A 24018-nucleotide genomic window follows, 5' to 3' on the forward strand; every position below is an offset into this window, starting at 1 on the left:
GCGATTTTCTTTTGGAGTTGATTATCCTAAAATTTAACATTCAGTGACAGAAGGAGGTTTGTTCCTGCCTGTGGGAAATAAAAGTTATCAGTAGTGCGTACGCCGTCGGAAATAGAACCATAAGTATAACCATTACTTTCATATTTTTTGTTCAGGATATTATTTGCCAGTAAACCTATGTTCATGTTTTTCACACCCTTGAAGCTAAAGTCATATCCTAAACGGGCGTTGTTTACCCAATATCCCTTTAACTTTCTCTGTTCGTTTTGAGTATTGTCCATATACTGCTTGTCTACATATTTACTCTGCAGCGCAATAGCAAAACCAATGAAAGGTTTATATACCAGTTCTCCAAATACTACAGCATTAGGAGAGAAGGAGATATCAGTTTTTTTGTAATTGATAGTCGTATAATCATTGATATCATAATTATAAATCTGCTCATTAAACTCTTTGATCTTATTTCTGCTCAATGCTGCGTTTGCATTAATCAGGAAATGCTGACTAATCGTATAAGATCCGTCAATCTCAATTCCGGCACGGTAACTATCAGGAACGTTCTGACGGATATTGCTGCCTACATCTGTCAGTTCACCAGTAATTACCAACTGATCTTTATAAATCATTCCATAAACGTTTACTCCGGCACTGAATCTATTATCCTTAATTCTGTAACCGGCCTCTGCATCGTAAAGACGCTCAGATTTAGGCAATATACCTGCCTTGGTGTTTACATAGTCATCACGGTTTCCCTCTTTATTTGCCACACTGAAAGAGGCGTAAATATTACTTGTTTTGTCAACGAAATATGTTGCACCTACCTTTGGATTGAAAAAATTAAAATCCTGATGTATGTCAAATACCTGCTGATAAGTATCAGTACCTGTGATATCATAGTTAACCCTTCTGTACTGCAGATCAGCAAAAAGACTTAGTTTTTCTATCGGACTATAATTCGCTTTCGCATACACATTGAAATCATTTTTATTACCTCTGCCATCATAATAATGGTCCGAATTATTCAGTGCAGACGCTACTTCAGCCCAGGTAATCTGTCCGAAATGTTTACCGCGATATTGATTATATGCTCCTCCAAGTGTGAAATTTAAATTAGACTGAGGACGATAGTTGAATGCATAGGTAACGCCGTAAAAATTATTATTTAACCATCTTCTTCTAACCAGATCGGTTTCTGTGACAGGCGCACCATTAATTACGGGATTCGGCAGACCATAATTTGCAAATTCCTGATTGTCTTTATATTCCTCATAATACCCCCTACCATAAGTATAATGCAGGGCACCGTTGAAAGAAAACTGCTCGCTGAGCTGCTTTGCATAAAGGAGTTGATAATGATCTTGCCAGTAATTGTCATTCTGATCTTTGTATAAATAAGAATTATATTTCCGGCTGTCCGAGTTTAATAAATTTATAGAATCACGTTCATTTAGTCCGTTGCGGGAAACATAAGCATTCATTCCAGCTATATCACCATTTAATCTCGACTCCGGAACACCATTCCATGACTGATAAGTTCTCTCTGCACCAGAGAAAACATTGATTCGCAATAGGTCGGTTTTCCCATGATAAGCACCGGAAAGGAAATAAGATTTTAAAAGTGATGCGCCGCGGTCTACATAACCGTCCGACTGTATCCTTGATAGCCGTCCGTCGAAACTAAATTTATTATCAATCAGTCCTGTTCCGATTTTAACCGTATTCTTTAGCGTATTAAATGATCCGTAAGTATTGTTCAGCTCTGCATAAGGTGATAGTGCCGGAGAAGAAGTCTGGATATTTAAGCTACCACCAAAAGCACCTGCTCCGTTTGTAGAGGTTCCAACGCCTCGCTGAATCTGGATATTCTCTACAGAAGAGGCAAAATCCGGCATGTTCACAAAGAATGAACCCTGACTTTCTGCATCATTAAGGGGGATACCATTCACCGTTACATTTACTCTTGTTGCATCGCTTCCCCTGATTCTTAAACCAGTATATCCCACGCCCGCGCCCGCATCTGAGGTGACTACAACACCAGGAGTATTATTGATAATAAAAGGAAGATCCTGACCAAAGTTGTTTGCTTCAATTTCAGACTTGCTAACGTTTTTATAAGTAGTAGCCGATTTCTCTGTGGCTCTTGTTGCCATTACAATTACCTCATCAGCAAGATATGCCGATTGTATCAAGCTAAAATCCACGTTTTGGTCGCCATTAACCTCAATTATTTTCTGCTGAGTTTCAAAACCAAGGAAACTTACAGCGATGGTATATTTACCCGCTTTAATATTCGAAAGCTGATACTTACCCATGGCGCCACTTTTTGTACCGTAGCCGGCGCCTTTCAGTACAATGCTTGCACCAGGTAAAAAGGTTTGGTTTGTTTTTTCGGAAACAGATCCCGAAATCGTGTATTGCGCTTTAGATAATAAAGGCAAGAGCAGAACGACCATTATTGCGGTCAGTAACTTTTTCAATTTATTTGCTTTTTTAGTAAAACCTGTTGTAAATAGGGGTAAATACAACACAATTAAACTCCATAACTCCGATCCCTCCGCCGGCATTACCCGGATCAGGTGCATATCTGATAAAAAACGCATGAGCGTTTCTTTCAGATAATGGGTATGATCTCAGCCTGTCTTTGTGTTTTTTACAAAACAAGGCACCCCTTTTGATATCAGCAAATGTATAAAATAATTCAGAAATAGCAATGAAACCGGTGCAAACCTATTTCCCTGCAGCCAGAAAGGTGTCTATTGCTGTAATGGCATTACTTAAACGGTTTTCAATTCCATTGATCAGCACATAGTTTGCATTCAGCTCAGCCAGTTCTTTTAACCAGATATTCATGAAATGTTCCCGCATATGGGGAAAGTCGCGCAAAGGATCTTCCTGCCATGGCAGGTCTATATCAAGCAGCAGATACAGGTCATAAGTTCTTTCCTGCAAAGCATCTAAGACCAATTGTGGTGTTTCGCCAAGCATTTCATCACTCCAGATCTTTACCGTTAAAAAAGTAGTATCGCATAAAATGAAATCCTTATCGGCCATGGCCAGCACAGATTCTTCTAAGGCCACCTGACCATGGAACATATTTATTTCATCCTGCATCGTACAGGGGGCAGTGAGGGCCGCGCAATAATACCGCGCAAATTCAGCAACCCAAAGTGTATGATAATGTTTAGCGAGAAGTTTTGTAAGGGTAGATTTTCCTGTGCTCTCTGGTCCCACGATTGCTATCTTTTTAATCATGTGCTGCTGTAAGTGTTTTTTTCCATTCCTGATAACCCATCCATGCAATATAAATATAAAGTGTATACATCATTGCCGTAGGATAAAGACCTTTTGATAAATAAACGGCTACATAAATGATATCGACAAAGATCCAGATCAGCCAGTTCTGCAATACTTTTCTGGCCAGAAAAACCTGTGCAACCAGGCTGCAGGCAGTACAGAAGCTATCAATATAAGGATAAGCCGCTTTTGTGTTCTGATGAAGCAGAAATCCCGGAATCAGGGTTAAAAGGATAACCGCAATAACAGAAAGAATAATTTCCGGTTTTGTAATTGATATCACAGGTGTGGGCTTCTCTCCGGCATTTTTCTTTTTGCTCCAGAAATACCAGCCATATATATTCATCAGCAGGAAATAAACCTGAAGTCCCATATCAGAGTATAACCTGGTTTCAAAGAAAATCAGTGTATAGATAAGTACGCTTACAATTGCAATAGGCCAGTTAAGGATGTTATTTTTAGCCGCAAGCCACACACATAAAATGCCTGTAAATACACCGGCCCATTCCAGCCATCCGGATTGAATTAAATAATCTACTGCCTGAAGTATAGCTGTACCCACCGTTAATGTCATAGGGCAAATGTAAAAAAATCCGGCAGGGATGAACGTCCCGTACCGGATAATAAACCAAACAAAAATTTATGAAGATTATCCCGCTCCAATGAATTGCGGGGATACTTTTTATTTTTGATTATTAGGCGAAGAGCTGAAGCTGAGTGAAGTTCTGACACTTACGTCTGTTGTCAGGTCATTCCTCAACACATATTCCATTCGTATCCGCAGGCTGTTGCCTTTGATATACTTATCTACAAAACGGGAATTGTCAATATCTAGTACGAGTGAAGATCCTATGTTTTCTGCCACATCACTTCTTGACGCTACCATGACTTCCCCTGTTCCGCTATTGGAGATGAACATTTTTACAGATTTAAAGATTCCCATACTTTTATCATTAGGACTGGATGCAATCAATCTGGCAGAAGCAATCCTTACGTCGCGGATATAATCATTTCCACTCTGATTACCGAAGATTTCATCGAAGCTGCTTGCCGCACTGGTAGATGATACCGTTGTGTTCGCTTTTGATGATGCAGGAATAACCAGCGTTGCTGTATACGGGAAGCTTGACTTGATAATCGACTGCACTGTTCCGCATCCGGTAAATAAAATGACAGCTGCAAAAGCTGTTAATACTAGTGTTTTCATTTTGTGTGCTATTTTTAAATGTACCTTGATAAGGTATTAAACGTACAAAATCTATTCCATGTACATGCCTGAAATTTAATCCAGAGGGATAAGAAAAGTATGTTGTAACAGGTTCAATTCCTTTCCTGACATCCTTTTAAAAAAAATCTGATTTGTATTGGCTAAAAATGTAACTTTGCATCCCGACAGAACAGTCGGGATTCTTCAACATAGCACAGAAAATCTCGCCCAGCTATCAGGTTTGAAAAGACCACATTTTTTTACTTAACAATACTTTAGACTTTTTTAAAAGCCTTATGCCTAAAGACACCTCCATACGTTCAGTATTGATTATTGGATCCGGACCTATTATCATTGGCCAAGCCTGTGAGTTTGATTACTCAGGATCCCAAGCTGCATTATCCTTAAAAGAAGAAGGAATTGAAGTTTCTATTATTAACTCCAATCCTGCAACAATTATGACTGATAAGGTAATTGCAGATCATGTTTATCTCAGACCGCTTACTATCGCGTCTATTGAAGAAATTCTGATAGAGCGAAAAATTGATGCGGTATTACCTACCATGGGTGGACAAACTGCCTTAAATCTTTGTGTTGAAGCTGAAGAACGCGGTATCTGGGAAAAACATGGCGTCAGAATTATCGGCGTTGATGTTGCTGCAATTGAAAAAACAGAAAACAGAGAATCTTTCCGCCAGTTAATGGTGGATATAGGTGTTGGTGTTGCGCCTTCAAAAATCGCTAATTCCTTTTTAGAAGGTAAAGAAGCGGCACAGCAAATCGGCTATCCGCTGGTTATTCGTCCTTCTTATACATTAGGTGGTTCTGGTGGTGGCTTCGTCCATAAAAAAGAAGAGTTTGATGCCGCGCTGAAACGTGGTCTCGAAGCTTCTCCAACACATGAAGTACTGGTAGAAAAAGCAGTTTTAGGTTGGAAAGAATACGAGCTGGAGTTATTAAGGGATAGTAACGATAATGTGATTATTATCTGCTCTATTGAAAACTTTGATCCGATGGGAATCCATACCGGAGACTCAATCACTGTAGCTCCGGCTATGACCTTATCTGATCGTTGTTACCAGGATATGCGTAACCAGGCAATCAAAATGATGCGTGCGATAGGTAACTTCGCTGGCGGCTGTAATGTACAGTTCTCAGTTAATCCTGATAATGATGACATTATTGCAATCGAAATTAACCCAAGGGTATCACGCTCATCAGCACTGGCCAGTAAAGCAACAGGTTATCCTATTGCCAAGATAGCTTCCAAGCTGGCTATCGGATACAACCTTGATGAATTGGAGAATCAGATTACAAAAACGACTTCTGCTTACTTTGAGCCTACTTTAGACTATGTAATTGTCAAAATACCAAGATGGAACTTTGACAAGTTTAAAGGCGCCAATATGGAGCTTGGTCTGCAAATGAAATCTGTAGGTGAAGTAATGGCGATTGGTCGTACGTTTATCGAAGCACTTCAAAAAGCTTGTCAGAGTCTTGAAATCGGTCGCGCGGGATTAGGTGCAGATGGTAAACATAACCGTAGTATCGAAGATATCATGTACGGCTTAGAGCATGCCAGCTGGAATCGTTTATTCCTGATTAAGGATGCAATGAGCATGGGCGTTCCTTTAGAATCAATCCGTAAAGTTACCAAAATTGATAAATGGTTCCTGTCACAGATTCAGGAACTGGTACATCTGGAAACAGAATTAAAACGTTATTCATTAAATAATATACCAAAGGACTTCTTCTTTACACTGAAACAAAAAGGTTTCTCTGATATTCAGATTGCCTATTTATTGGGTAATGTAACAGAGGATGAAGTTTACGACCGCAGAAAATCTTTAGGGATCAAGCGTGTATATAAAATGGTAGATACCTGTGCGGCTGAGTTTTCTGCGAAAACACCGTACTACTATTCTACTTTTGAAGAAGAGAATGAATCACTGCCAACCGATAAAAAGAAAATTATAGTACTGGGATCAGGTCCTAACCGTATTGGTCAGGGTATTGAGTTTGATTACTCTTGTGTACATGGTTTACTGGCGGCAAAGGAAACCGGTTTTGAGGCCATTATGATCAACTGTAATCCGGAGACTGTTTCAACGGATTTCAACATGGCTGACAAGCTCTACTTTGAGCCTGTGTTCTGGGAGCATGTGCGTGAAATTATTGAGCTTGAAAATCCGGTAGGTGTGATTGTACAACTTGGTGGTCAGACTGCGCTAAAAATGGCAGAAAAGCTGCATGAGAACGGAATTAAAATCATAGGAACTTCTTTTGATAATATGGATATCGCAGAAGACCGCGGTCGTTTCTCAGATTTATTAAAAGAATTAGAAATTCCTTATCCCCGATATGGTGTTGCAGAAAATGCTGAAGAAGCAATTGTTGTAGCTAATGAGGTAGGATATCCTGTGTTAGTACGTCCTAGTTATGTATTGGGCGGACAGGGAATGAGTATCGTTATCAACGATGAAGATCTGGAAAAAGCAGTAGTGAAATTACTTGGTGATTTGCCGGGTAACAGGGTGCTGATTGACCATTTCCTTGACAGGGCAGAAGAAACTGAATCAGATTCTATCTCTGACGGTGACGATGTACATATTGTAGGTTTAATGGAACATATTGAGCCTGCCGGTATCCACTCCGGAGATTCATTCGCGGTATTACCTCCTTTCAGTCTTTCTGAAAAAGTAATGAACGATATGGAGACTTACTCTAAGAAAATTGCCAGGGCACTTAATGTGATTGGTCTTTTAAACATTCAGTTTGCGGTGAAAGATGAAAAGGTATATGTAATTGAAGCAAATCCAAGAGCTTCCAGAACAGTTCCTTTCATTGCGAAAGCATATGATGTTCCTTATATCAATATTGCAGCAAAAGTGATGCTGGGAGTAAATAAGCTGAAAGATTTCAATATCGAACGTAAATTAGTTGGGTATGCAATTAAAGAGCCTGTTTTCTCTTATGACAAATTCCCTGAAGTGACGAAAGAGCTGGGGCCGGAAATGAAATCTACAGGAGAATCTATCCGGTTCATTAAAGACCTTGAAGATCCTTATTTCCTGAAATTGTATAAAGACAAGTCAATGTACTTATCAAAATAGTACATTATTATAATAAAGAATCCCGTAAGCTTCAGCGCTGCGGGATTCTTTATTTATAAACAGGTTTACCTTAAAATATTAGAATTTTAAGGTGTGCAACCACTTATGCTGAATGTCAACAGCTATTACGCTTTCCCCCAGATCCTGGTGTTCAGATCCAGCTCTTTCACAATGTCATACATAAAACGGATAATGTAAATATCTCTTTCCAAACAGGATGGATCCAGCAGGCTTTTATATAAAGGCGGCTCAAAGTAATTCTCATCCAGCGGAAAAGCGATGTATAAGTGTGAATCAATAAAGGATAGGGAAACCGTATAACTGCATCTATTATTCAGCTCGCAAAGTTTATCCATCATTGCTGGTGTTAAGATATAGCGGGCTTCAATCTGATCTGTTGAATTAGTGATAAATGTTTTGCTGAACTCTATGTTTTCCAGTTCAACTACCTGACTATCGCCTCCGAATAATCCGGGGACTGCTTTGGCAAACCAGGAGCCTATCGTGCTCCCTATATCCTTTGGCCGCACGATAGTGACACCATGAAAGTTTTTATTGAAATCAGCAGCAAAGATAATTCCCTTAAAGATATCATGCCATGTAGTTGTTTTGCGGCCTTTGCTGTCAGTAGATTCACTTTTATATTCGGCATGTACTTCTGAAAAATAAAAACGGGTTTTATCTGCTTTACCACTAACCTGATCTTCGCTATGGTACCTGTCCGGACTGGTAGAAAAGAGCCGTGTATCATCAAACTCCGATTCGGTCATGCCCTGTAGTGGTTCAATAATTAAACTCTGGTCTATGTCCCGCAATGCAGCACCCACAACTTTCTTTTTAAAGGCATCCTTATAAATGCTGAAAGCAGTAGTGGTTTTTGAATATCGAACCAAACCATATATAATAATTGCTGCACCAGGCACGGCAGCGAAATAACTCAGCCCTAAACTCACACCAGCAATTAGCACAATTGCGCCGCCGCCCATGATAAAGAAGGATTTGCGTTTTGCTTCAGCAATTACCTTTCTGTCGGCCTCCAGTGTTTGTATGATCAGCTGTACCGCAGGATCATTTCTGAAATCGACCGGCATTAACTGTTAAATAGATCTTTTGCACTGATATTTTGTCTTTCTTCAACTGTATTTTCAATTACAGCAACAGGCTGATAACTTAACATTCCTGCAAAAATACTTCCCGGGAACATCATAATTGCGTTATTATAATTCGTAACAGATGCGTTATAATTCCTTCTCGCTGCGGCGATCTGCTCTTCACTTTCTGTCCATGTGCTTTGCAGGTTAAGAAAGTTTTGGTTTGCTTTCAGGTCTGGGTAATTTTCTACAGAAATCATCATACCACTAACCGCCTTCCCAATCTGTTTGTCCAGGTCAAGTTTCTCCTGATTACTGAGCTGACCAGCAGCAGCCTGACTTCTCAGGTTGGTAATTTTAGTCAGCACCCCTTCTTCATAATTCGTATACTGCTTAACTGTTTCTACCAGATTGGGTAAGAGATCATAACGCTTTTTGAGCATTACATCAATAGCGGAGAAAGCATTGGTTACCTGATTTCTTTTTCTGATAAGTCCATTGTAGAAGCTGATGCCAAATACAAGGGCCAGGATAATAATGATTGCAACAATAAGCATGGTGGTAGGTTTTAGGTTATTTATTCAGATTTTTTCAATCTGGTTATAAACATATTAAAATAATCTTGAACCACCTATATCATCTGAAACAATATTTATCCAAACAATAAAGAGAATACATCTTCAATTTTGCTGACGCCAGTAATCTCAATGTTGAACTTTCCTGTATCGAGTCCCTTTAAATTATACTTTGATACAAAAATCCTCTCAAAGCCTAGTTTATCTGCCTCTGAAATGCGCTGCTCAATCCTGTTTACTGCCCTGATCTCGCCTGATAATCCTACCTCTGCGGCAAAACATATTTTTGATGAGATCGAAATATCCTCATGAGAAGAGATGATTGCGGCCACTATCGCCAGATCAATTGCAGGATCTTCAACTCTTATTCCACCAGCGATATTTAAGAAAACATCCCTTGTCCCTAGTCTGAAACCGCATCTTTTCTCCAGCACGGCAAGCAGCATATTCATTCTTCTGGTATCAAAGCCCGTAGCAGACCGCTGGGGCGTCCCAAAAGCAGCAGTACTCACCAATGCCTGTGTTTCTATAAGCATTGGCCTGGCGCCCTCTAATGTTGCCGAAATTGCAATTCCACTCAATTCTTCGTCACGTTGAGACAAAAGTATCTCAGACGGATTGGAAACTTGTCTCAGTCCGGCGCCATGCATGGCATAGATTCCCAGTTCTGCCGCTGCACCAAACCTGTTTTTTATGGAGCGGAGTATTCTGTAGATATGGTGCCTGTCGCCCTCAAATTGCAAAACCGTATCAACCATATGTTCTAAAATCTTGGGTCCTGCAATAGCACCGTCTTTGGTAATATGACCGATTAGGAAAACCGGCGTACCCGTTTCTTTTGCAAAGCGAATCAGTTCTGCCGTGCATTCCCTCACCTGTGAAACACTGCCCGGCGTAGATTCAATATGCGAGGAATGTAAAGTCTGTATGGAGTCTATCACTAATATATCCGGTTCCAGGTCTTCTATCTGCTTAAAAATATGCTGAGTTGAAGTTTCTGTAAGGATGTAACAATCTGCCGCAGGATTCTCTGTAATCCGTTCTGCGCGCATCTTGATCTGCTGCTCACTTTCCTCTCCGGAGATATACAATACTTTTTTGCCTGGGATGTTGAGCGCCAGTTGCAGCATCAGCGTAGATTTCCCTATCCCGGGCTCTCCGCCGATCAATATGACAGAACCGGCGACCAATCCGCCACCGAGTACACGATCAAGTTCCAGGTCACTGGTGGAAATTTTGTGTTCAGTAGAAGATGCTATATTGGCAACTTTATTAGGCTTGTTTAATTTTTTAGATGATCCTGAAGGCTGCCATGCAGGAATATTTGATGCCGGTTTCTCTATGATCTCTTCTACAAAAGTATTCCATGAGTTGCAGGAAGGACACTTACCGAGCCATTTTGCGGTCTCGTATCCGCAACTCTGGCAGAAATATGCTGATTTAGTTTTAGCCAATTTGATTGTATATTTAGATGTCGAATTTAATCATTTCTAAATAGAAAAGCCTGACTACTTTTTGAGCAGTCAGGCTTTTCCATGATGTTTTACCAGGTGTTACAATTTGATTTCTTCGTCTTTGGAAGAGATAAAATGGAACTCCGTTAATAAGTAAGACGGAACCGACTTAACTTTAATTTTTTGTCCGAATTTAAAGAACCACTTCCATTGCAGGGAATAAATACCTTTTTTAATGAATGCTTCAATAAACGGATGTACACAAAGTGTGATGTTCTTCTCGTTTTGCTCCTGTAAAATATAAGTCAGGTTGTTTTCAATGTCATCCATTAAAACAATACTGGCCTTAATTTCTCCGGTACCGTGGCACATCGGGCAAACTTCGTTTGTAACGATGTTCATTTCAGGACGCACCCGCTGGCGGGTAATCTGGACCAGTCCGAATTTACTTGGCGGCAGGATCGTATGTTTAGCACGATCAAGCTGCATGAGCTCTCTCAGGTAATCAAACAGCATTTTACGGTTAACAGGTTTGTGCATATCGATAAAATCGATCACTACAATACCTCCCATATCACGTAGTCTAAGCTGGCGTGCAATTTCTTTTGCAGCCTCCTTATTTACCTGTAGTGCATTTTCTTCCTGATTCTCTTTGCTTGCAGTTCTGTTACCACTGTTAACATCTACTACGTGCAGGGCTTCTGTATGTTCAACAACAAGATAAGCGCCTCCGGCAAGATTTACTGTCTTACCAAAACCGTTTTTGATTTGTTTTTCAATACCGAAATGTTCGAAGATTGGCTCTTTGTGTTTGTACTGTTTTACGATTTTTTCCATTTCCGGAGAAATCTCATGCACATAAGAACGGATATCCTCAAAAAGATTAATATCGTTTACATATACATTCGTAAAATCGGTACTTAAAATATCACGTATCAAAGTTGATGTACGGTCCATTTCTCCCCAAACACGTTTTGATGGTTCTGCCTCAGGTAACTTTTTAATAAAGTTTTCCCACTTGGAAACAGAGTCCAGCAAATCTTTCTGCAATTCTTCAACACCTTTGCCCTCAGAAACAGTTCTGATAATGACACCAAAATTTTTGGGCTTTATACTTTCAATAATCTTTTTTAAACGATTACGTTCGGTATTGCTTTTAATTTTTTTAGAGATTGAAATTACATTAGAAAACGGGACTAATACAATATATCGTCCTGCAATAGAAAGATCAGAGCTTAAACGCGGACCTTTAGTTGAAATAGGCTCTTTGGCTATTTGAACAGGTATAAGCATGTTTTTGGCAACAACCTCAGATATTTTGCCAGCCTTATTAATATCGGCTTCAAGCTTTAAATTATCTAATAATGTTCCACTAACAGTGCCATTCCGCTTAATTTTTGTAAGCTTTAATAAAGATTGAACTTGCGGACCAAGATCGAAATAATGCAAAAAAGCATCTTTCTCATAACCTACATCAACAAACGCAGCATTTAGTCCCGGCATAATTTTCTTTATGCGGCCTAAATAAATATCGCCAACTGCGTAATTGGTGTTAATGTGTTCCTTATGAAGTTCTACAAGTTGTTTATCTTCAATCAAAGCTATGGTTACTCCCGTAGGAGCTGAATCGATAATTAATTCCTTTACCAAAAGCTATACATTTCAAGGAATAAATTCCTTATTAAACACATGGACTGAATAAAATAAAAAACAGATCAACGACTAATAGATACTAAGCATTCACTCAGTATCTATCAGTTGTTAATCAATAAGAATAAATCCTATTTTTTCTTATGTCTGTTTTTTCTTAAACGTTTTTTACGTTTGTGGGTAGCCATTTTATGTCTCTTTCTTTTTTTACCGCTTGGCATAATTTTAAAGGTTTAAATATTTTTATAAATCTGTTTATTATTTTTTGTTTTTCAGCTCTGAAACCTTCTTATCAATGAAAGCAGATAAGGTTGGATTCGCTGCTAACTTTTTACTATTGAGGTAGGCATCAACTGCTTCCTCGTTTTTGCCCAGGTTCTCATATGCTGTAGCCAGATAGAAATAAGCATCTGGTGTTGGCTTTGTTGCTATGATATCTTTAAACCTGGTTATTGCTTTATCAAACTGCCCGGATTTAATCGCGAAGGTTCCAAGACTCATATTTGCTCTTAAGTTCTTAGGATCCTTTTTAACTACTTCGAGCAACATGGCTATACCAGACATCGGTGCGCCCATACCATTAACAATGGTGATTCCCAAACCTGTTTTAGCCTCAAGATTAGTCGAGTCTAACGCAACAGCATTCGTATACGCCGCGTTTGCTTTCTGTAACAGTACAGGAGAGATCACGCTGTCCTGCGTAGTATCGAAAGCTTTCATAAATTTACCACCAGCAGCTAACCAGCTCGCAAAAGTCCGCTGTTTCTCTGCTATAATTTCAAGATATAAAGCGCTTGGTACCGATTGCTCAACATCGTCCCATTTCTCTGCAAGCACTTTCGCTGCGTTTACCTTTTCATCTTCAGACGCACTTTTATATGCATTTTCCAATGTAGTGATTTCGGCCGCTATATTTGCATTAATTGAATTCTTTGCCGCTGTAGAAACCTCTGTTAAGTTAATTGTACTGCTTGCTGACGTCAGCTGGCCACCTGCAGGAACACCTGCTGTTTCCGCCTTCGGCTTCACTAAACCCTTAATCTCTCTTGTAAATAAAAAGCCAGCAAGCAAAACTATTGCTCCTGTAATTAGTATTTGTTTAGATCGGGTGGGGTTCATCATGTGCAGATTAAGCTTCTACGCTTAGTTTTTTAGAGTTGTTCTTTACTTTGTCAACAAAAACTTTTGCCGGTTTGAAACTTGGTACAAAATGCTCAGGGATGATAATCGCGGTGTTTTTAGAAATATTTCTAGCAGTTTTTTGCGCTCTTTTCTTTACAACAAAACTTCCAAAACCTCTAACATATACATTCTCGCCACCAATCATACTGCTCTTGATAACCTTGAAAAACGCCTCAACGGTTTCTTGTACATCTACTTTCTCAATTCCTGTTTTCGTTGATATCTCTGAAATAATATCTGCCTTAGTCATATTTTCTATTATTAATTTATTGTGTGTTTAATATTATAAGTGATTTGGGGTTGCAAAAGTATTGCTTTTTAATGAGATAGGAAAATAAAAGATCAATTATTTGTCGTAAAATCTATCAGGCAAATGCAAGTTTTCCAATCGCAGTAAATATGCAGGCATTTAAAAGGGTAAATAAATATGGCTCTTTAGCTGATAAGAATGTATTTTTGAGGTTATGTCATTTCAGAAAGAAATTATAAAATGGTATTCAAGCCACAAAAGAACGCTCCCATGGAGAGATACGCAGGATGCCTATGTTATATGGTTGTCAGAAATTATATTGCAGCAGACCAGAGTAGAGCAGGGGCTGCCGTACTTTAACCGTTTCCTTGAAGCCTACCCTACAGTTGCTGATTTTGCTGCAGCAACAGAAACACAGATATTAAAATTATGGCAGGGACTGGGTTATTATTCGCGCGGCAGAAATATGTTGTTTACCGCGCAGCAGATTGCGTCTCTGTATAATAACGTTTTCCCTGTTAAATATAGCGAACTCATCAAGTTAAAGGGGATCGGGGAATATACAGCTGCAGCAATTTCTTCTTTTTCATCAGGCGAGCCGCAAGCCGTACTGGATGGTAATGTTTTCCGGGTACTGGCAAGATATTTTGGGATAAACACACCAATTAATAGTACTGAAGGGAAAAAGCAGTTTACTGACCTTGCCAGGTCTATGCTTTCTCAGGAAGATCCGGCTACCTATAATCAGGCTATCATGGAATTTGGCGCATTACAATGCAAGCCTAAATCTCCGGATTGTGCTGTTTGCCCACTACAGTTGTCCTGTTACGCAAAAAATAATAACCTTATTCCTGTTCTTCCCGTTAAGCTGAAGAAATTAAAAGTCAAAACCCGTTATATCAATTACTTTTTGTGTAAAGATGACGATCGTATTTTGGTTAATCAGCGTACTGATAGTGATATATGGCAAAACTTATATGACCTCCCACGAATAGAAACGCCAGCAGAGGCAAGCCTGAATGATGAAGATTTTTTTAAATTAATTAAACAAAATTTTGGTGCCAATGTTAATGCTCAACCGATAATGCAGATGAAGCACCTGCTGACTCACCAAATTATATATGTTCAGTTTTTTGCTTTAGATAATTATATCATTAACTTTAATATCAGCGCAGAAGCAAAATGGGTATCATGGGCCGATTTTGATCAACTGCCACAACCAAAAGTGCTAACCAAATTTATTAACCTCTATTTTAACGAATAGTAAACTCCAAATTCATGTCAGGTATTAACAAAGTAATTTTAGTAGGACATTTAGGCAAAGATCCTGAAGTTCGCCACTTAGATGGTGGTGTTACCGTTGCCAGTTTTCCATTGGCTACCTCAGAAACCTACAATAAAGACGGCAAGAGAATCGAGCAGACAGAGTGGCATAACATTGTCCTGTGGAGAGGACTTGCTGAAGTTGCGTCCAAGTATTTGCAAAAGGGAAAACTTGTTTATATCGAAGGAAAATTACGAACGCGGTCATTTGAAGACCGGGAGAAAATCAAGAAATATGTAACAGAAGTTGTTGCTGAAAACTTCACTATCCTGGGAAGAAGAAGTGACTTCGAAAATACGCCTGTCGGGAGTAATACCACGCCTAAAAGTGAGAATGATTATCTGGACTCACCGGGAGTATCAGGCGATCTGCCCTTTTAATTGGGATAAATAAATATATAACAAAACAGGCTGTCCGTTTAAGGGCAGCCTGTTTTGTTATATGAAATATCCAGTATAATCGTTATTGAGCTTTAACGTAATAAATGTTAAGCCTTATTTTTCTGTTAGCAGTATTATTAAACGATCCGATGATTGCTTTTCCTGCAGTAGTAGGATAAGGGAATAAATTCAGCGTTGAGGAAAGCAATGGGCTTACGGCAAGATATGTTCCGTAATCCTCGATTTTACCGTCTATGATATCCTGTACGTAGTTTGTTACAGTAAAAGTATAACTGGTTTTGGTTGCATCATAATTACCGCCAAATGCAACTCCGGATGTCGCTGTGCGAATATCTCCAGTTTGATTGGTATTTGAATATGGGTTGTTATCTGGCACATTTACCCTTTGTTGTGCAATATCCTGTCTGTACAGCGCTAATTGAAGCGGAATTTTAAACGGAACTGAATCTGCCGGATTATTGATATCTACTACCAGTTCGGCTCTGCTGATCAGCAGTTTCGATCCCAATCTTGTGTTTAAGTTTTTCAGGTCAGGGAAAGTAATTAAGTTTCTCAGTCCACTCATTCCCTGTAAATACGTAGTTGCAGGTTGTGTACCCGCATTCGCTATCTGGTCATTGATTTCAGTAGTATAAACATGCGTAACTGTTGCTGCAACAGGATTTGTTGTAGTTAATATAGGGAACTGGGCAACCACAGTATCAGTCAGAGTAGACGTTGTCGCATTTTGTTTTTTATAATAGATTTCCAGGTTTGAACCTGCAGTACTCAGGTCTAAAAACATGATGCCACCTTTTGCCGAAGCAGAAGATCTTGATGCAGTAATTTTTAAACCCTTAAACTTATCATTAAATCTTACATTTGTGCTTCTTGAGGCAGAGTCAAGTGCGGCAATTTGTGTTCTTATTGTTGCCGGGTCTAATTTAATCCGCAATTGTGGTACAACCGTAATTGCTGTATCTGCTGCTCCTGAAACAATTGAAGTGACTTTGAATTTTGTGTTTGGCTTTACACGTCCGGTAAAGGTACCCAGTACAGCAGGCTGAGCCGCATAAACCGCGTCACTCATCCATGAAGTTCTGGTGGATAAATTTGCAGATAGCTGACTTACATTTACTGTAAATACTTCCGTGGTATCACCATAAAATCTCTGACTCTGTAAGGTACTCGTTGCAAAAGGAAGAACTAATACAGCAGAATCTATTTCTCCTCTAAGTGTACCAAAACTATAATACGTAGAAGAAGGCAGATTTACTGACATCGCCAGGCTGGCGGTTGTTGAACCGAAAACAGCATCATTCATATCTCCAAGTGGATATTTTGATAAACCTGATCCTGCAGAATAAGTTGCTGAGGGGATATCTTTCACAGTCCTTGAGGTCACTGCAATATCATCCAGCAAAGTGCCTGTTACTTTATTATTGTCATCAAGGTCTAAACCTATTGTGCTTGCGTCTTTACAAGACGAGAAAAGAAAAAGACTTATTAACAGGGTCAATAAGTCTAGTTTTGGAAATTTCATATTTAATTTAATAATACCTGTTTTAAGCAATTGAAACCAATTCGTCATTCGAAATCTCTTCATATAAATTATAGAAGTTCTCGAAATCTTCGGTTAAATTAAAAGCTAAAGTTGGCTTATTGGAATCTTTAACAAATTTTAACACATTAGCGTCTATCTTTTCGTCAGCTAATACCACTGCATCAGAGTAAGTTATCGCTCCCATGTGCAAAGTGTTACTATCCGGATTTTCAAACATTTTGGTGTCATCTGCAGTCATATTATTCATTACTGCTTTTTTATGCATATCTGCATTCAAAGTTTCAGTGAAGCAGTTTTCATAAACAGAATAAACAACTTTTGAATTTTTAAACGTAGGATCGTTCTTGTAAGAAGTTTTGATATAAGCAGGAACCAGGGAAGTCATCCATCCATGGCAATGAACGATATCAGGCGCCCATCCTAATTTTTTAACAGTTTCCAATGCACCTTTGCAAAAGAAAATTGTTCTTTCGTCATTGTCCGCATAAAACTTATTCTCTTTGTCTTTGAATACATGCTTACGCTGGAAGTAATCTTCATTATCCAGGAAGTAAACCTGCATACGTGCTGCTGGAATAGACGCAACTTTGATAATCAGAGGGTTATCATTGTCATCAATCATGATGTTCATTCCAGACAGTCGAATCACTTCATGTAATCGGTTCCTTCTTTCGTTGATATTACCAAACCTTGGCATCAGAATGCGGATTTCAAATCCTTTTTCCTGCATAGCCTGAGGTAATTGACGGGTAATCTCAGAAATCTTAGTGAGTTCGAGGAAAGGCGACATCTCGTGTGTAACAATCAGTAGCTTTGTTTTTGCCATCTCCATATTCGTGAATAAATATTTATGTTAAAGAAAAGATAATCAAGGGGCAAAGGTAAGCATTTTATTCAAATTTATCAATATCTTGCCAAGATGTTTTGTTCGCATTATATAAATAACCAAATTGCACTCCGAAATTTTAAATCCTGATTTGGAAGTTATAAACACTATAGCCGCGTTAAAAACGTTGCTGCAGTCACATAAAGTGGCTCAAAAAAAAATTGCTTTGGTGCCTACTATGGGCGCTTTGCATAAAGGACACGTTTCTTTGATCAAAATTGCACAGCAATATGCTGATATTGTTGTGTGCAGCATATTTGTGAATCCAACACAGTTTACAGATCCAAAAGACCTGGAGAAATATCCGCGACCGTTGCAACATGATATTGAAATGTTACAGGAAGCGGGTTGTGATCTCGTATTTATGCCCGCTGTTGAAGAGATGTATCCCGGGCCTGAAGTTTGGCATATCGACTTAGGTGATGCAGAATTTCTGTTGGAAGGTGAATTCAGAAAAGGGCATTATCAGGGAGTTACACAAATTGTAAAGAAACTCTTTGATGCAGTAGATCCGGACTTAGCCTTTTTCGGTCAGAAGGATTTCCAGCAGGTGCTCATGATACGCAATATGGTAGCTCATTTTAGGCTGCCTCTTGAAATTATTTCCTGCCCGATTATCAGAGAAGATGACGGTCTGGCAATGAGTTCAAGAAATATACACTTATCGGCGAGCGACAGGCAGCATGCACTTGTTTTAAATAAAGCGCTGCAATATGTTAAAGATCATTTCAGTTCCGAGCCCGTAGCGCATTTATTAGAAGAGGCCAAAGCAATTATCAATAGTGCTGAAGGGGTTGAGCTGGATTATTTTACAATTGCAGACGGAAATACACTTCTTCCTGAATCTGATAAGAATACACCTAATTTAGTGGCGCTGGTCGCCGCCAAAGTCGGTGAAACCAGGTTAATTGATAACATGATGCTCAATTGACAACATCGTACAGTGAATCAACACAAACTTTATCTAACTTTGCAGCATGATTATCGAGATATTAAAATCGAAAATACACCGTGTTAGAGTAACGCAGGCGGAATTAAATTATGTAGGCAGTATCACTATAGATGAAGATCTGATGGATGCTGCACAGATTATTGCGAACGAGAAGGTTCAGATTGTTAACAATAACAATGGAGCCCGGTTCGAGACGTATGTAATCAAAGGTGAGCGTGGAACGGGTACTGTATGCCTGAATGGCGCAACTGCCAGACTGGTACAGGTAGGAGATATATTAATTATTATGTCATACGGATCCCTTCCTATAGAAGAGGCTAAGAAATACCATCCTATACTTGTCTTCCCGGATGACAACAATCACCTGCTAAAATAGACGAGAATTTTCTTTCTTTATGCTTGCAGGCAATAGCTTTTTGTTAAAATACTATGCATCCATAGTATTTCCGGAATGGAAATACTAAATTTGGTAAAAGTATCTTTCCAAATATAATTATTATGCTATTTCAACTAAGTGAAGAACAATTGATGATCCGGCAGGCTGCCAGAGATTTCGCCCAAAGCGAACTGAAACCTGGTGTGATTGAAAGAGATGAACACCAGAAATTCCCTGCCGAGCAAGTTAAAAAGCTTGGTGAGCTCGGCTTTCTGGGTATGATGGTTGCGGAGGAGTTTGGGGGAAGTGGTCTTGATGCCGTTTCCTATGTGCTGGTGATGGAGGAACTATCTAAAATTGATGCCTCTGCATCTGTTGTTGTTTCTGTAAATAATTCCCTGGTATGTTATGGACTCGAAGCTTTTGGATCGGACTATCAGAAAGAAAAATATTTAAAACCACTGGCATCTGGCCAGCAGATTGGTGCATTTTGTCTTTCAGAGCCTGAAGCAGGATCTGATGCGACCTCTCAGCATACTACAGCTGAAGATAAGGGCGATCATTATTTGTTGAATGGTACAAAAAACTGGATCACCAATGGTGGTACAGCTTCAACATATCTGGTCATTGCCCAGACTGATCCTGCGTTAAAACATAAGGGCATTAATGCTTTTGTCGTAGAAAAAGGCATGGAAGGCTTTACCGTTGGTCCCAAAGAAAATAAAATGGGTATCAGGGGTTCAGATACACATTCCCTGATGTTTAATGACGTGAAAGTGCCTAAAGAAAACAGGATCGGGGAGAATGGATTCGGGTTTAAATTCGCCATGAAAACATTAGAAGGCGGCCGGATTGGTATTGCTGCCCAGGCATTGGGTATTGCTGCAGGGGCATATGAGCTGGCACTGGAATACTCCAAACAAAGAAAATCTTTCGGCAAGCCGATTTCAGACCATCAGGCTATTGCTTTTAAACTGGCAGATATGGCAACTCAGATTGAGGCAGCAAGATTACTGGTTTATAAAGCGGCGTGGTTAAAAGATCAGGGGCTTTCTTATACATTAGCAGGTTCTATGGCTAAATTGTTTGCTTCCAAGGTTGCTATGGATGTGACGATTGAAGCTGTTCAGGTACACGGAGGTTATGGTTTTGTAAAAGAATACCATGTTGAGCGACTGATGCGGGATGCCAAAATTACACAGATTTATGAAGGTACATCAGAGATCCAGCAGTTGGTGATATCCAGGGAGATTCTCCGGTAGCTATATTTCTAAATATTATTTTAAGCCGCAACACAAATATGTGATGCGGTTTTTTTGGTTTAAAACGTAGTTGTTTTTACAAACTTCCTGTCACCTGTCTCAATGGTGCTTCACACCTGAAGTGGAAGTAAGGTGCACTCATTTTGATTCTGTATTGTTCCGACATTTCTCCGTAGGATGTGTGCCCAAAGTATACTCCAACTGTACTCTATCTGTACCTAAATGGTAAATAAGAGGTACAGTAAACATACAGATCAGGTACGGATGGGGTACGGATCCTGCGGAGAAATACAATAGAAGATCCGGTGTAAAACAGATTTTCTATGCCTTCGTCATAGGTTCGTAGTACCTTTCTCTATTCGTCCCCCGCAATAGCGCCAAATACCGCTTTGATCAGCGCTACTACAATAGCAAGGATTGCTGCTGCAAAGAATCTACTGGTATTAAACCCTGTCATCAGATGATCCACTAATAAAATCATTAAGACAGTAATGATGAATGACATCAGGCCCAGTGTAAGGAAGTTGATAGGAAAAGTGAGCAGTCTTAAAACAAATCCTATAGTTGCGTGAGCTAATGCAATATGTTCTGCTGTAATACCAGGAAATCTAAAAGTGAGAATATTTATGGGTGTTTATATCTTTCAACAGATAGATATTTCTCTTTAGTATTTACTAGCTACTACCACTACTTAATTGAACTATGATAAAAATGTATTATGACTTTTAAAATTGTAAATCTATAAGTTTTGTTATTTAAATTTTTTTTAATATTAACAGTTTGTGTTATTCATTTTTTTATGAAAATTATTTGTATAAAAATTTTTAGTTTAAAAATTATTCCTGTATTTTCGTTAAAAAAAATGTAAAATGGATAAAAAGTTTAATTATTTAGCTTTTGCTCTTCTGTTCATGACCATGAGCTTTGGATGTAAGAAAGAAACCAACAATGGTTCGGATTTAGAGAATCAAGTGGTTAGTATTAATAAATCGGATGATGATAAAGTTCTAAAATTTTTATCAATATCGTTAGGTATTGATAAGCAGGAGATTGTTACTTCTGGTAAGAATTATATCATCAGAGAACATAAGTTCAATAGAGATAGTGTTCAGGCTCAATACGACCGTGCGAATGAATATAAACTTAAGTATGAAACTGCTCAATGAAATTTCTAAATAAATTTATGATTTTATTTGCTGTTATAGTAATGGCGAATGTATCTTTCTGTAGAGCAAATGTATCTCTGTCTTCTTTTGTTATCAATAGCCAGTATGTTGAAAATGGAACAGTTTATGTAAATCCTGCGACAGGCAGAGAGATTTTTTGGGGGATAGAATTGTCAAGAACAATTTTGCCGGGGGCAGGCTTTGTTTATGAGAATGGGGAATGTACTTTTACATTGATTATGCGAACAGGAGAAGGTGATGTGGATGTTTCTTCACCAATTACCGTCACTGAAAGCAGTTGGCGTGATAGGGGGGTAGTAACAATAAATCAAACTACTTTAATTCCTGTAAGAAGTTATTATGGTTCTTTGTACTTGAAACTCCACCGTTACAATACTCAAAGTCAAAAGTGGGAAGATGTTTATTCGGGCGTCAATTATCCAATAACTAATGTTCAAACTGGGATTCCTAATGGTTTGAAGCGTTGGATCTCATTAAATTATAGCTTTCCGTCTATTCCTAGCACTAAAATTTATCCTAATAATGTAATTCCTGCTTTAGTTGTTGGTCAAATAATATATTCGCCTAATATGATATATAGCCTCACTTTACAGACTGACGGTAATCTTGTTTTATATAAAAATGGTACTAAGGCTCTATGGTGGAGCACTTCAAATGTGAATGTTGGAGAAAAACCTAAATCTCTATTTTTCCAAAAGGATGGAAATTTAGTTCTCTATAAGGGTGTTACGTTTGATACTGGAAGTGATTGGTCTAGTGGCAGAAATGATAGTGCAGCTAGTTTAGGGACTAATGCTTTTTATGCATTACAAGACGATGGAAATTTTGTTTTTTACTATACTTATCAAAATGGCACAACTACAATGTGCTATGTTCTAGGGAGTACGGGAACGCAAAATGGAGTTAGTAGTCATCCCGTGACATTCAGGTAAACTAAAAAAATCAAAAGTGGAATTTGTGTAAATAATTCTAGGAGGCTGCGTCATTTTAGATAAAGTTTCCTGGAATTATTTTTTTTGTAAAAGATTTTTCGGCAAGGCAAATTATTGTTGATAATTGCTGTCTCTTCATTCGCAAATGTGCTGCATGTACATGACTCTGCCTCTAGGATAGGAGATTAGGAAGTTTTAAGTGGGCAGCGTATTAATGCCTCTATGCTCAGCCCACGCTTTCGCGTGCTAAAGAAAGCATGGGCTAAGCGAGTATGTAGCCAGCAGTGGCAAACCATAGGATTATTAAAAGCCTCCCGGAGGTCTGCCGCTTATTGTCTATTTAGTCGTCCCCCGCAATAGCGCCAAATACCGCTTTAATCAGCGCTACCGCAATAGCAAGGATTGCTGCTGCAAAAAATCCACTGGTATTAAACCCTGTCATCAGATTATCCACTAATAAAATCATCAATACGGTAATGATGAATGACATCAGGCCCAGTGTAAGGAAGTTAATAGGGAAAGTGAGCAGTCTTAATACAAATCCTATAGTTGCATTCGCCAATGCAATTAGCACCGCTGCAATGATCGCCGCTCCAAAACCGGCAATATGTACACCGGGAACAAGATAAGAACCGAGCAGCATCGCTAAGCCCATCAATAAAATTTCAATGATAAATCTCATAATTGATTAGTTTTATAAAATGATTAAGTGTTTGGTTAAAGTATCCCTGATATTAATTGGGACAGCTTGTTTAATTTCATGTTCGTCTGCAAATAATAAGCCAGTTCTGATTAGCTTCTCATCAGACAGCACATCAATCGTATTTTCGAATATAAATCCTGCAGGCATATTACAGGTAGCCAATACGCCGGGTATAGATTCCTCCTTCTCCCAATTGATTTCTGTCTCTCGATTGCCTGCAGAGGAGGATTCAACAGGAATGGAATTGCCTTTGCAGGGGAAAATCCGGATAAGTGACAGCACGATTACTTTTTTGCCGCAACAGCCATTTATACGAGGTTCCGACTATCTGGTGGTGACTTATCTTAATGCAAGTTTCGCAAACTCGGGGATGCTGCTCAGCGGAAAATTAAATCCTAGTGTAAAGCCTCGGGAGGTAATTTTAAAACGTTGATAAGGTGTGGGTTCATCAAAAGAGGAATAATTGGTATTTCATGCCGGTTAGCCATATTAAAAACAAAATTGAATTATTCATAAATACTGGTGTTACTTATATTTAGATATCTGATTTGTTTTTATTTTTGAAATAAATTGCTTACATTTGCGCTGTAATAGAGGGGCAAGAGGGGGCAGATGTCCCCTCTTTTCTTTTATCCA

The 24018-nt window shown here is 38.9% G+C and carries 23 protein-coding genes and 1 riboswitch; of the genes, 8 read left to right on the forward strand and 15 right to left on the reverse strand.

Going from position 1 to position 24018, the window contains the following annotated elements:
* Window positions 1-26: 26 nt before the first annotated feature.
* From OQX62_RS01160 to OQX62_RS01175, 4 genes are all read right to left on the reverse strand, one after another.
* Window positions 27-2477, reverse strand: coding sequence for a TonB-dependent receptor (locus OQX62_RS01160; RefSeq protein WP_322973663.1), 2451 nt, complete (start codon window positions 2475-2477; stop codon window positions 27-29).
* A gap of 55 nt (window positions 2478-2532) precedes the next feature.
* Window positions 2533-2680: riboswitch (TPP riboswitch) on the reverse strand.
* A gap of 47 nt (window positions 2681-2727) precedes the next feature.
* Window positions 2728-3252 (reverse strand): ATP-binding protein, encoded by a 525-nt coding sequence (locus OQX62_RS01165; protein WP_265829459.1) that lies wholly within the window; start codon window positions 3250-3252, stop codon window positions 2728-2730.
* Entirely contained in the window at window positions 3245-3868 is a 624-nt protein-coding gene (pnuC, locus tag OQX62_RS01170) for a nicotinamide riboside transporter PnuC (protein ID WP_265829460.1), read from the reverse strand. Before pnuC ends, OQX62_RS01165 begins: the two co-directional genes overlap by 8 nt.
* Window positions 3869-3976: 108 nt before the next feature.
* Window positions 3977-4501, reverse strand: a complete 525-nt coding sequence (locus OQX62_RS01175) for a hypothetical protein (protein WP_265829461.1) — start codon at window positions 4499-4501, stop codon at window positions 3977-3979.
* Between the two features lie 296 nt (window positions 4502-4797).
* Between OQX62_RS01175 and carB the strand changes: the two genes are divergently transcribed.
* The gene (gene carB, locus OQX62_RS01180; RefSeq protein WP_265829463.1) at window positions 4798-7614 is read left to right on the forward strand and encodes a carbamoyl-phosphate synthase large subunit; all 2817 of its coding nucleotides are present in this window, start codon (window positions 4798-4800) and stop codon (window positions 7612-7614) included.
* 125 nt (window positions 7615-7739) lie between these two features.
* Here the strand turns inward: carB and OQX62_RS01185 are convergent, their stop codons facing one another.
* The 6 genes from OQX62_RS01185 to OQX62_RS01215 form a co-directional block, all read right to left on the reverse strand.
* Window positions 7740-8705: a DUF3137 domain-containing protein gene (locus tag OQX62_RS01185; RefSeq protein ID WP_265829464.1), complete on the reverse strand. Its 966-nt coding sequence runs from the start codon at window positions 8703-8705 to the stop codon at window positions 7740-7742.
* Window positions 8705-9262 (reverse strand): LemA family protein, encoded by a 558-nt coding sequence (locus tag OQX62_RS01190; protein ID WP_265829465.1) that lies wholly within the window; start codon window positions 9260-9262, stop codon window positions 8705-8707. Before OQX62_RS01190 ends, OQX62_RS01185 begins: the two co-directional genes overlap by 1 nt.
* Window positions 9263-9357: 95 nt before the next feature.
* Window positions 9358-10734, reverse strand: coding sequence for a DNA repair protein RadA (radA, locus tag OQX62_RS01195; protein ID WP_265829466.1), 1377 nt, complete (start codon window positions 10732-10734; stop codon window positions 9358-9360).
* 99 nt (window positions 10735-10833) lie between these two features.
* A complete protein-coding gene (locus OQX62_RS01200; protein ID WP_265829467.1) occupies window positions 10834-12384 on the reverse strand; it encodes an Rne/Rng family ribonuclease in 1551 nt (516 codons plus the stop codon).
* Between the two features lie 258 nt (window positions 12385-12642).
* Window positions 12643-13506, reverse strand: a complete 864-nt coding sequence (locus OQX62_RS01210) for a tetratricopeptide repeat protein (RefSeq protein ID WP_265829468.1) — start codon at window positions 13504-13506, stop codon at window positions 12643-12645.
* A 7-nt stretch (window positions 13507-13513) separates the two neighbouring features.
* Complete coding sequence (locus OQX62_RS01215) at window positions 13514-13816, reverse strand: HU family DNA-binding protein (RefSeq protein ID WP_041883022.1); 303 nt, start codon at window positions 13814-13816, stop codon at window positions 13514-13516.
* A gap of 214 nt (window positions 13817-14030) precedes the next feature.
* Here OQX62_RS01215 and mutY point away from each other — a divergent pair, with 214 nt between their 5' ends.
* Together mutY and OQX62_RS01225 are read left to right on the forward strand one after the other, a co-directional pair.
* The gene (mutY, locus tag OQX62_RS01220) at window positions 14031-15080 is read left to right on the forward strand and encodes an A/G-specific adenine glycosylase (protein ID WP_265829469.1); all 1050 of its coding nucleotides are present in this window, start codon (window positions 14031-14033) and stop codon (window positions 15078-15080) included.
* 14 nt (window positions 15081-15094) lie between these two features.
* On the forward strand, window positions 15095-15520 hold the full coding sequence (locus OQX62_RS01225) for a single-stranded DNA-binding protein (RefSeq protein WP_265829470.1): 426 nt from the start codon (window positions 15095-15097) through the stop codon (window positions 15518-15520).
* 82 nt (window positions 15521-15602) lie between these two features.
* Here the strand turns inward: OQX62_RS01225 and OQX62_RS01230 are convergent, their stop codons facing one another.
* Window positions 15603-17063 carry a DUF4270 family protein gene (locus tag OQX62_RS01230; protein ID WP_265829471.1) on the reverse strand — a complete coding sequence of 487 codons (1461 nt, stop codon included), beginning with the start codon at window positions 17061-17063 and terminating at the stop codon, window positions 15603-15605.
* Window positions 17064-17085: 22 nt separating this feature from the next.
* The gene (locus OQX62_RS01235) at window positions 17086-17910 is read right to left on the reverse strand and encodes a glycogen/starch synthase (RefSeq protein ID WP_265829472.1); all 825 of its coding nucleotides are present in this window, start codon (window positions 17908-17910) and stop codon (window positions 17086-17088) included.
* Window positions 17911-18061: 151 nt separating this feature from the next.
* Here OQX62_RS01235 and panC point away from each other — a divergent pair, with 151 nt between their 5' ends.
* From panC to OQX62_RS01250, 3 genes are all read left to right on the forward strand, one after another.
* A complete protein-coding gene (panC, locus tag OQX62_RS01240; protein WP_265829473.1) occupies window positions 18062-18901 on the forward strand; it encodes a pantoate--beta-alanine ligase in 840 nt (279 codons plus the stop codon).
* A 46-nt stretch (window positions 18902-18947) separates the two neighbouring features.
* Window positions 18948-19298 (forward strand): aspartate 1-decarboxylase, encoded by a 351-nt coding sequence (gene panD, locus OQX62_RS01245; protein ID WP_265829474.1) that lies wholly within the window; start codon window positions 18948-18950, stop codon window positions 19296-19298.
* A 122-nt stretch (window positions 19299-19420) separates the two neighbouring features.
* Complete coding sequence (locus OQX62_RS01250; RefSeq protein WP_265829475.1) at window positions 19421-20560, forward strand: acyl-CoA dehydrogenase; 1140 nt, start codon at window positions 19421-19423, stop codon at window positions 20558-20560.
* A 355-nt stretch (window positions 20561-20915) separates the two neighbouring features.
* Here the strand turns inward: OQX62_RS01250 and OQX62_RS01255 are convergent, their stop codons facing one another.
* On the reverse strand, window positions 20916-21188 hold the full coding sequence (locus tag OQX62_RS01255; protein WP_322973685.1) for a phage holin family protein: 273 nt from the start codon (window positions 21186-21188) through the stop codon (window positions 20916-20918).
* Window positions 21189-21429: 241 nt separating this feature from the next.
* On the opposite strand from OQX62_RS01255, the gene OQX62_RS01260 reads away from it, so the two are divergent.
* Together OQX62_RS01260 and OQX62_RS01265 are read left to right on the forward strand one after the other, a co-directional pair.
* Window positions 21430-21726, forward strand: a complete 297-nt coding sequence (locus tag OQX62_RS01260) for a hypothetical protein (RefSeq protein WP_265829476.1) — start codon at window positions 21430-21432, stop codon at window positions 21724-21726.
* The gene (locus tag OQX62_RS01265) at window positions 21723-22679 is read left to right on the forward strand and encodes a hypothetical protein (protein WP_265829478.1); all 957 of its coding nucleotides are present in this window, start codon (window positions 21723-21725) and stop codon (window positions 22677-22679) included. The genes OQX62_RS01260 and OQX62_RS01265 overlap by 4 nt, the downstream gene beginning before the upstream one ends.
* Before the next feature lie 340 nt (window positions 22680-23019).
* Here the strand turns inward: OQX62_RS01265 and OQX62_RS01270 are convergent, their stop codons facing one another.
* Both OQX62_RS01270 and OQX62_RS01275 read right to left on the reverse strand, forming a co-directional pair.
* Entirely contained in the window at window positions 23020-23361 is a 342-nt protein-coding gene (locus OQX62_RS01270) for a phage holin family protein (protein WP_265829480.1), read from the reverse strand.
* A 12-nt stretch (window positions 23362-23373) separates the two neighbouring features.
* Window positions 23374-23664 carry a hypothetical protein gene (locus tag OQX62_RS01275; protein WP_265829482.1) on the reverse strand — a complete coding sequence of 97 codons (291 nt, stop codon included), beginning with the start codon at window positions 23662-23664 and terminating at the stop codon, window positions 23374-23376.
* Between the last annotated feature and the right edge of the window lie 354 nt (window positions 23665-24018).

The sequence above is a fragment of the Pedobacter sp. MR2016-24 genome (genome assembly GCF_026239655.1).
Lineage (GTDB): Bacteria > Bacteroidota > Bacteroidia > Sphingobacteriales > Sphingobacteriaceae > Pedobacter.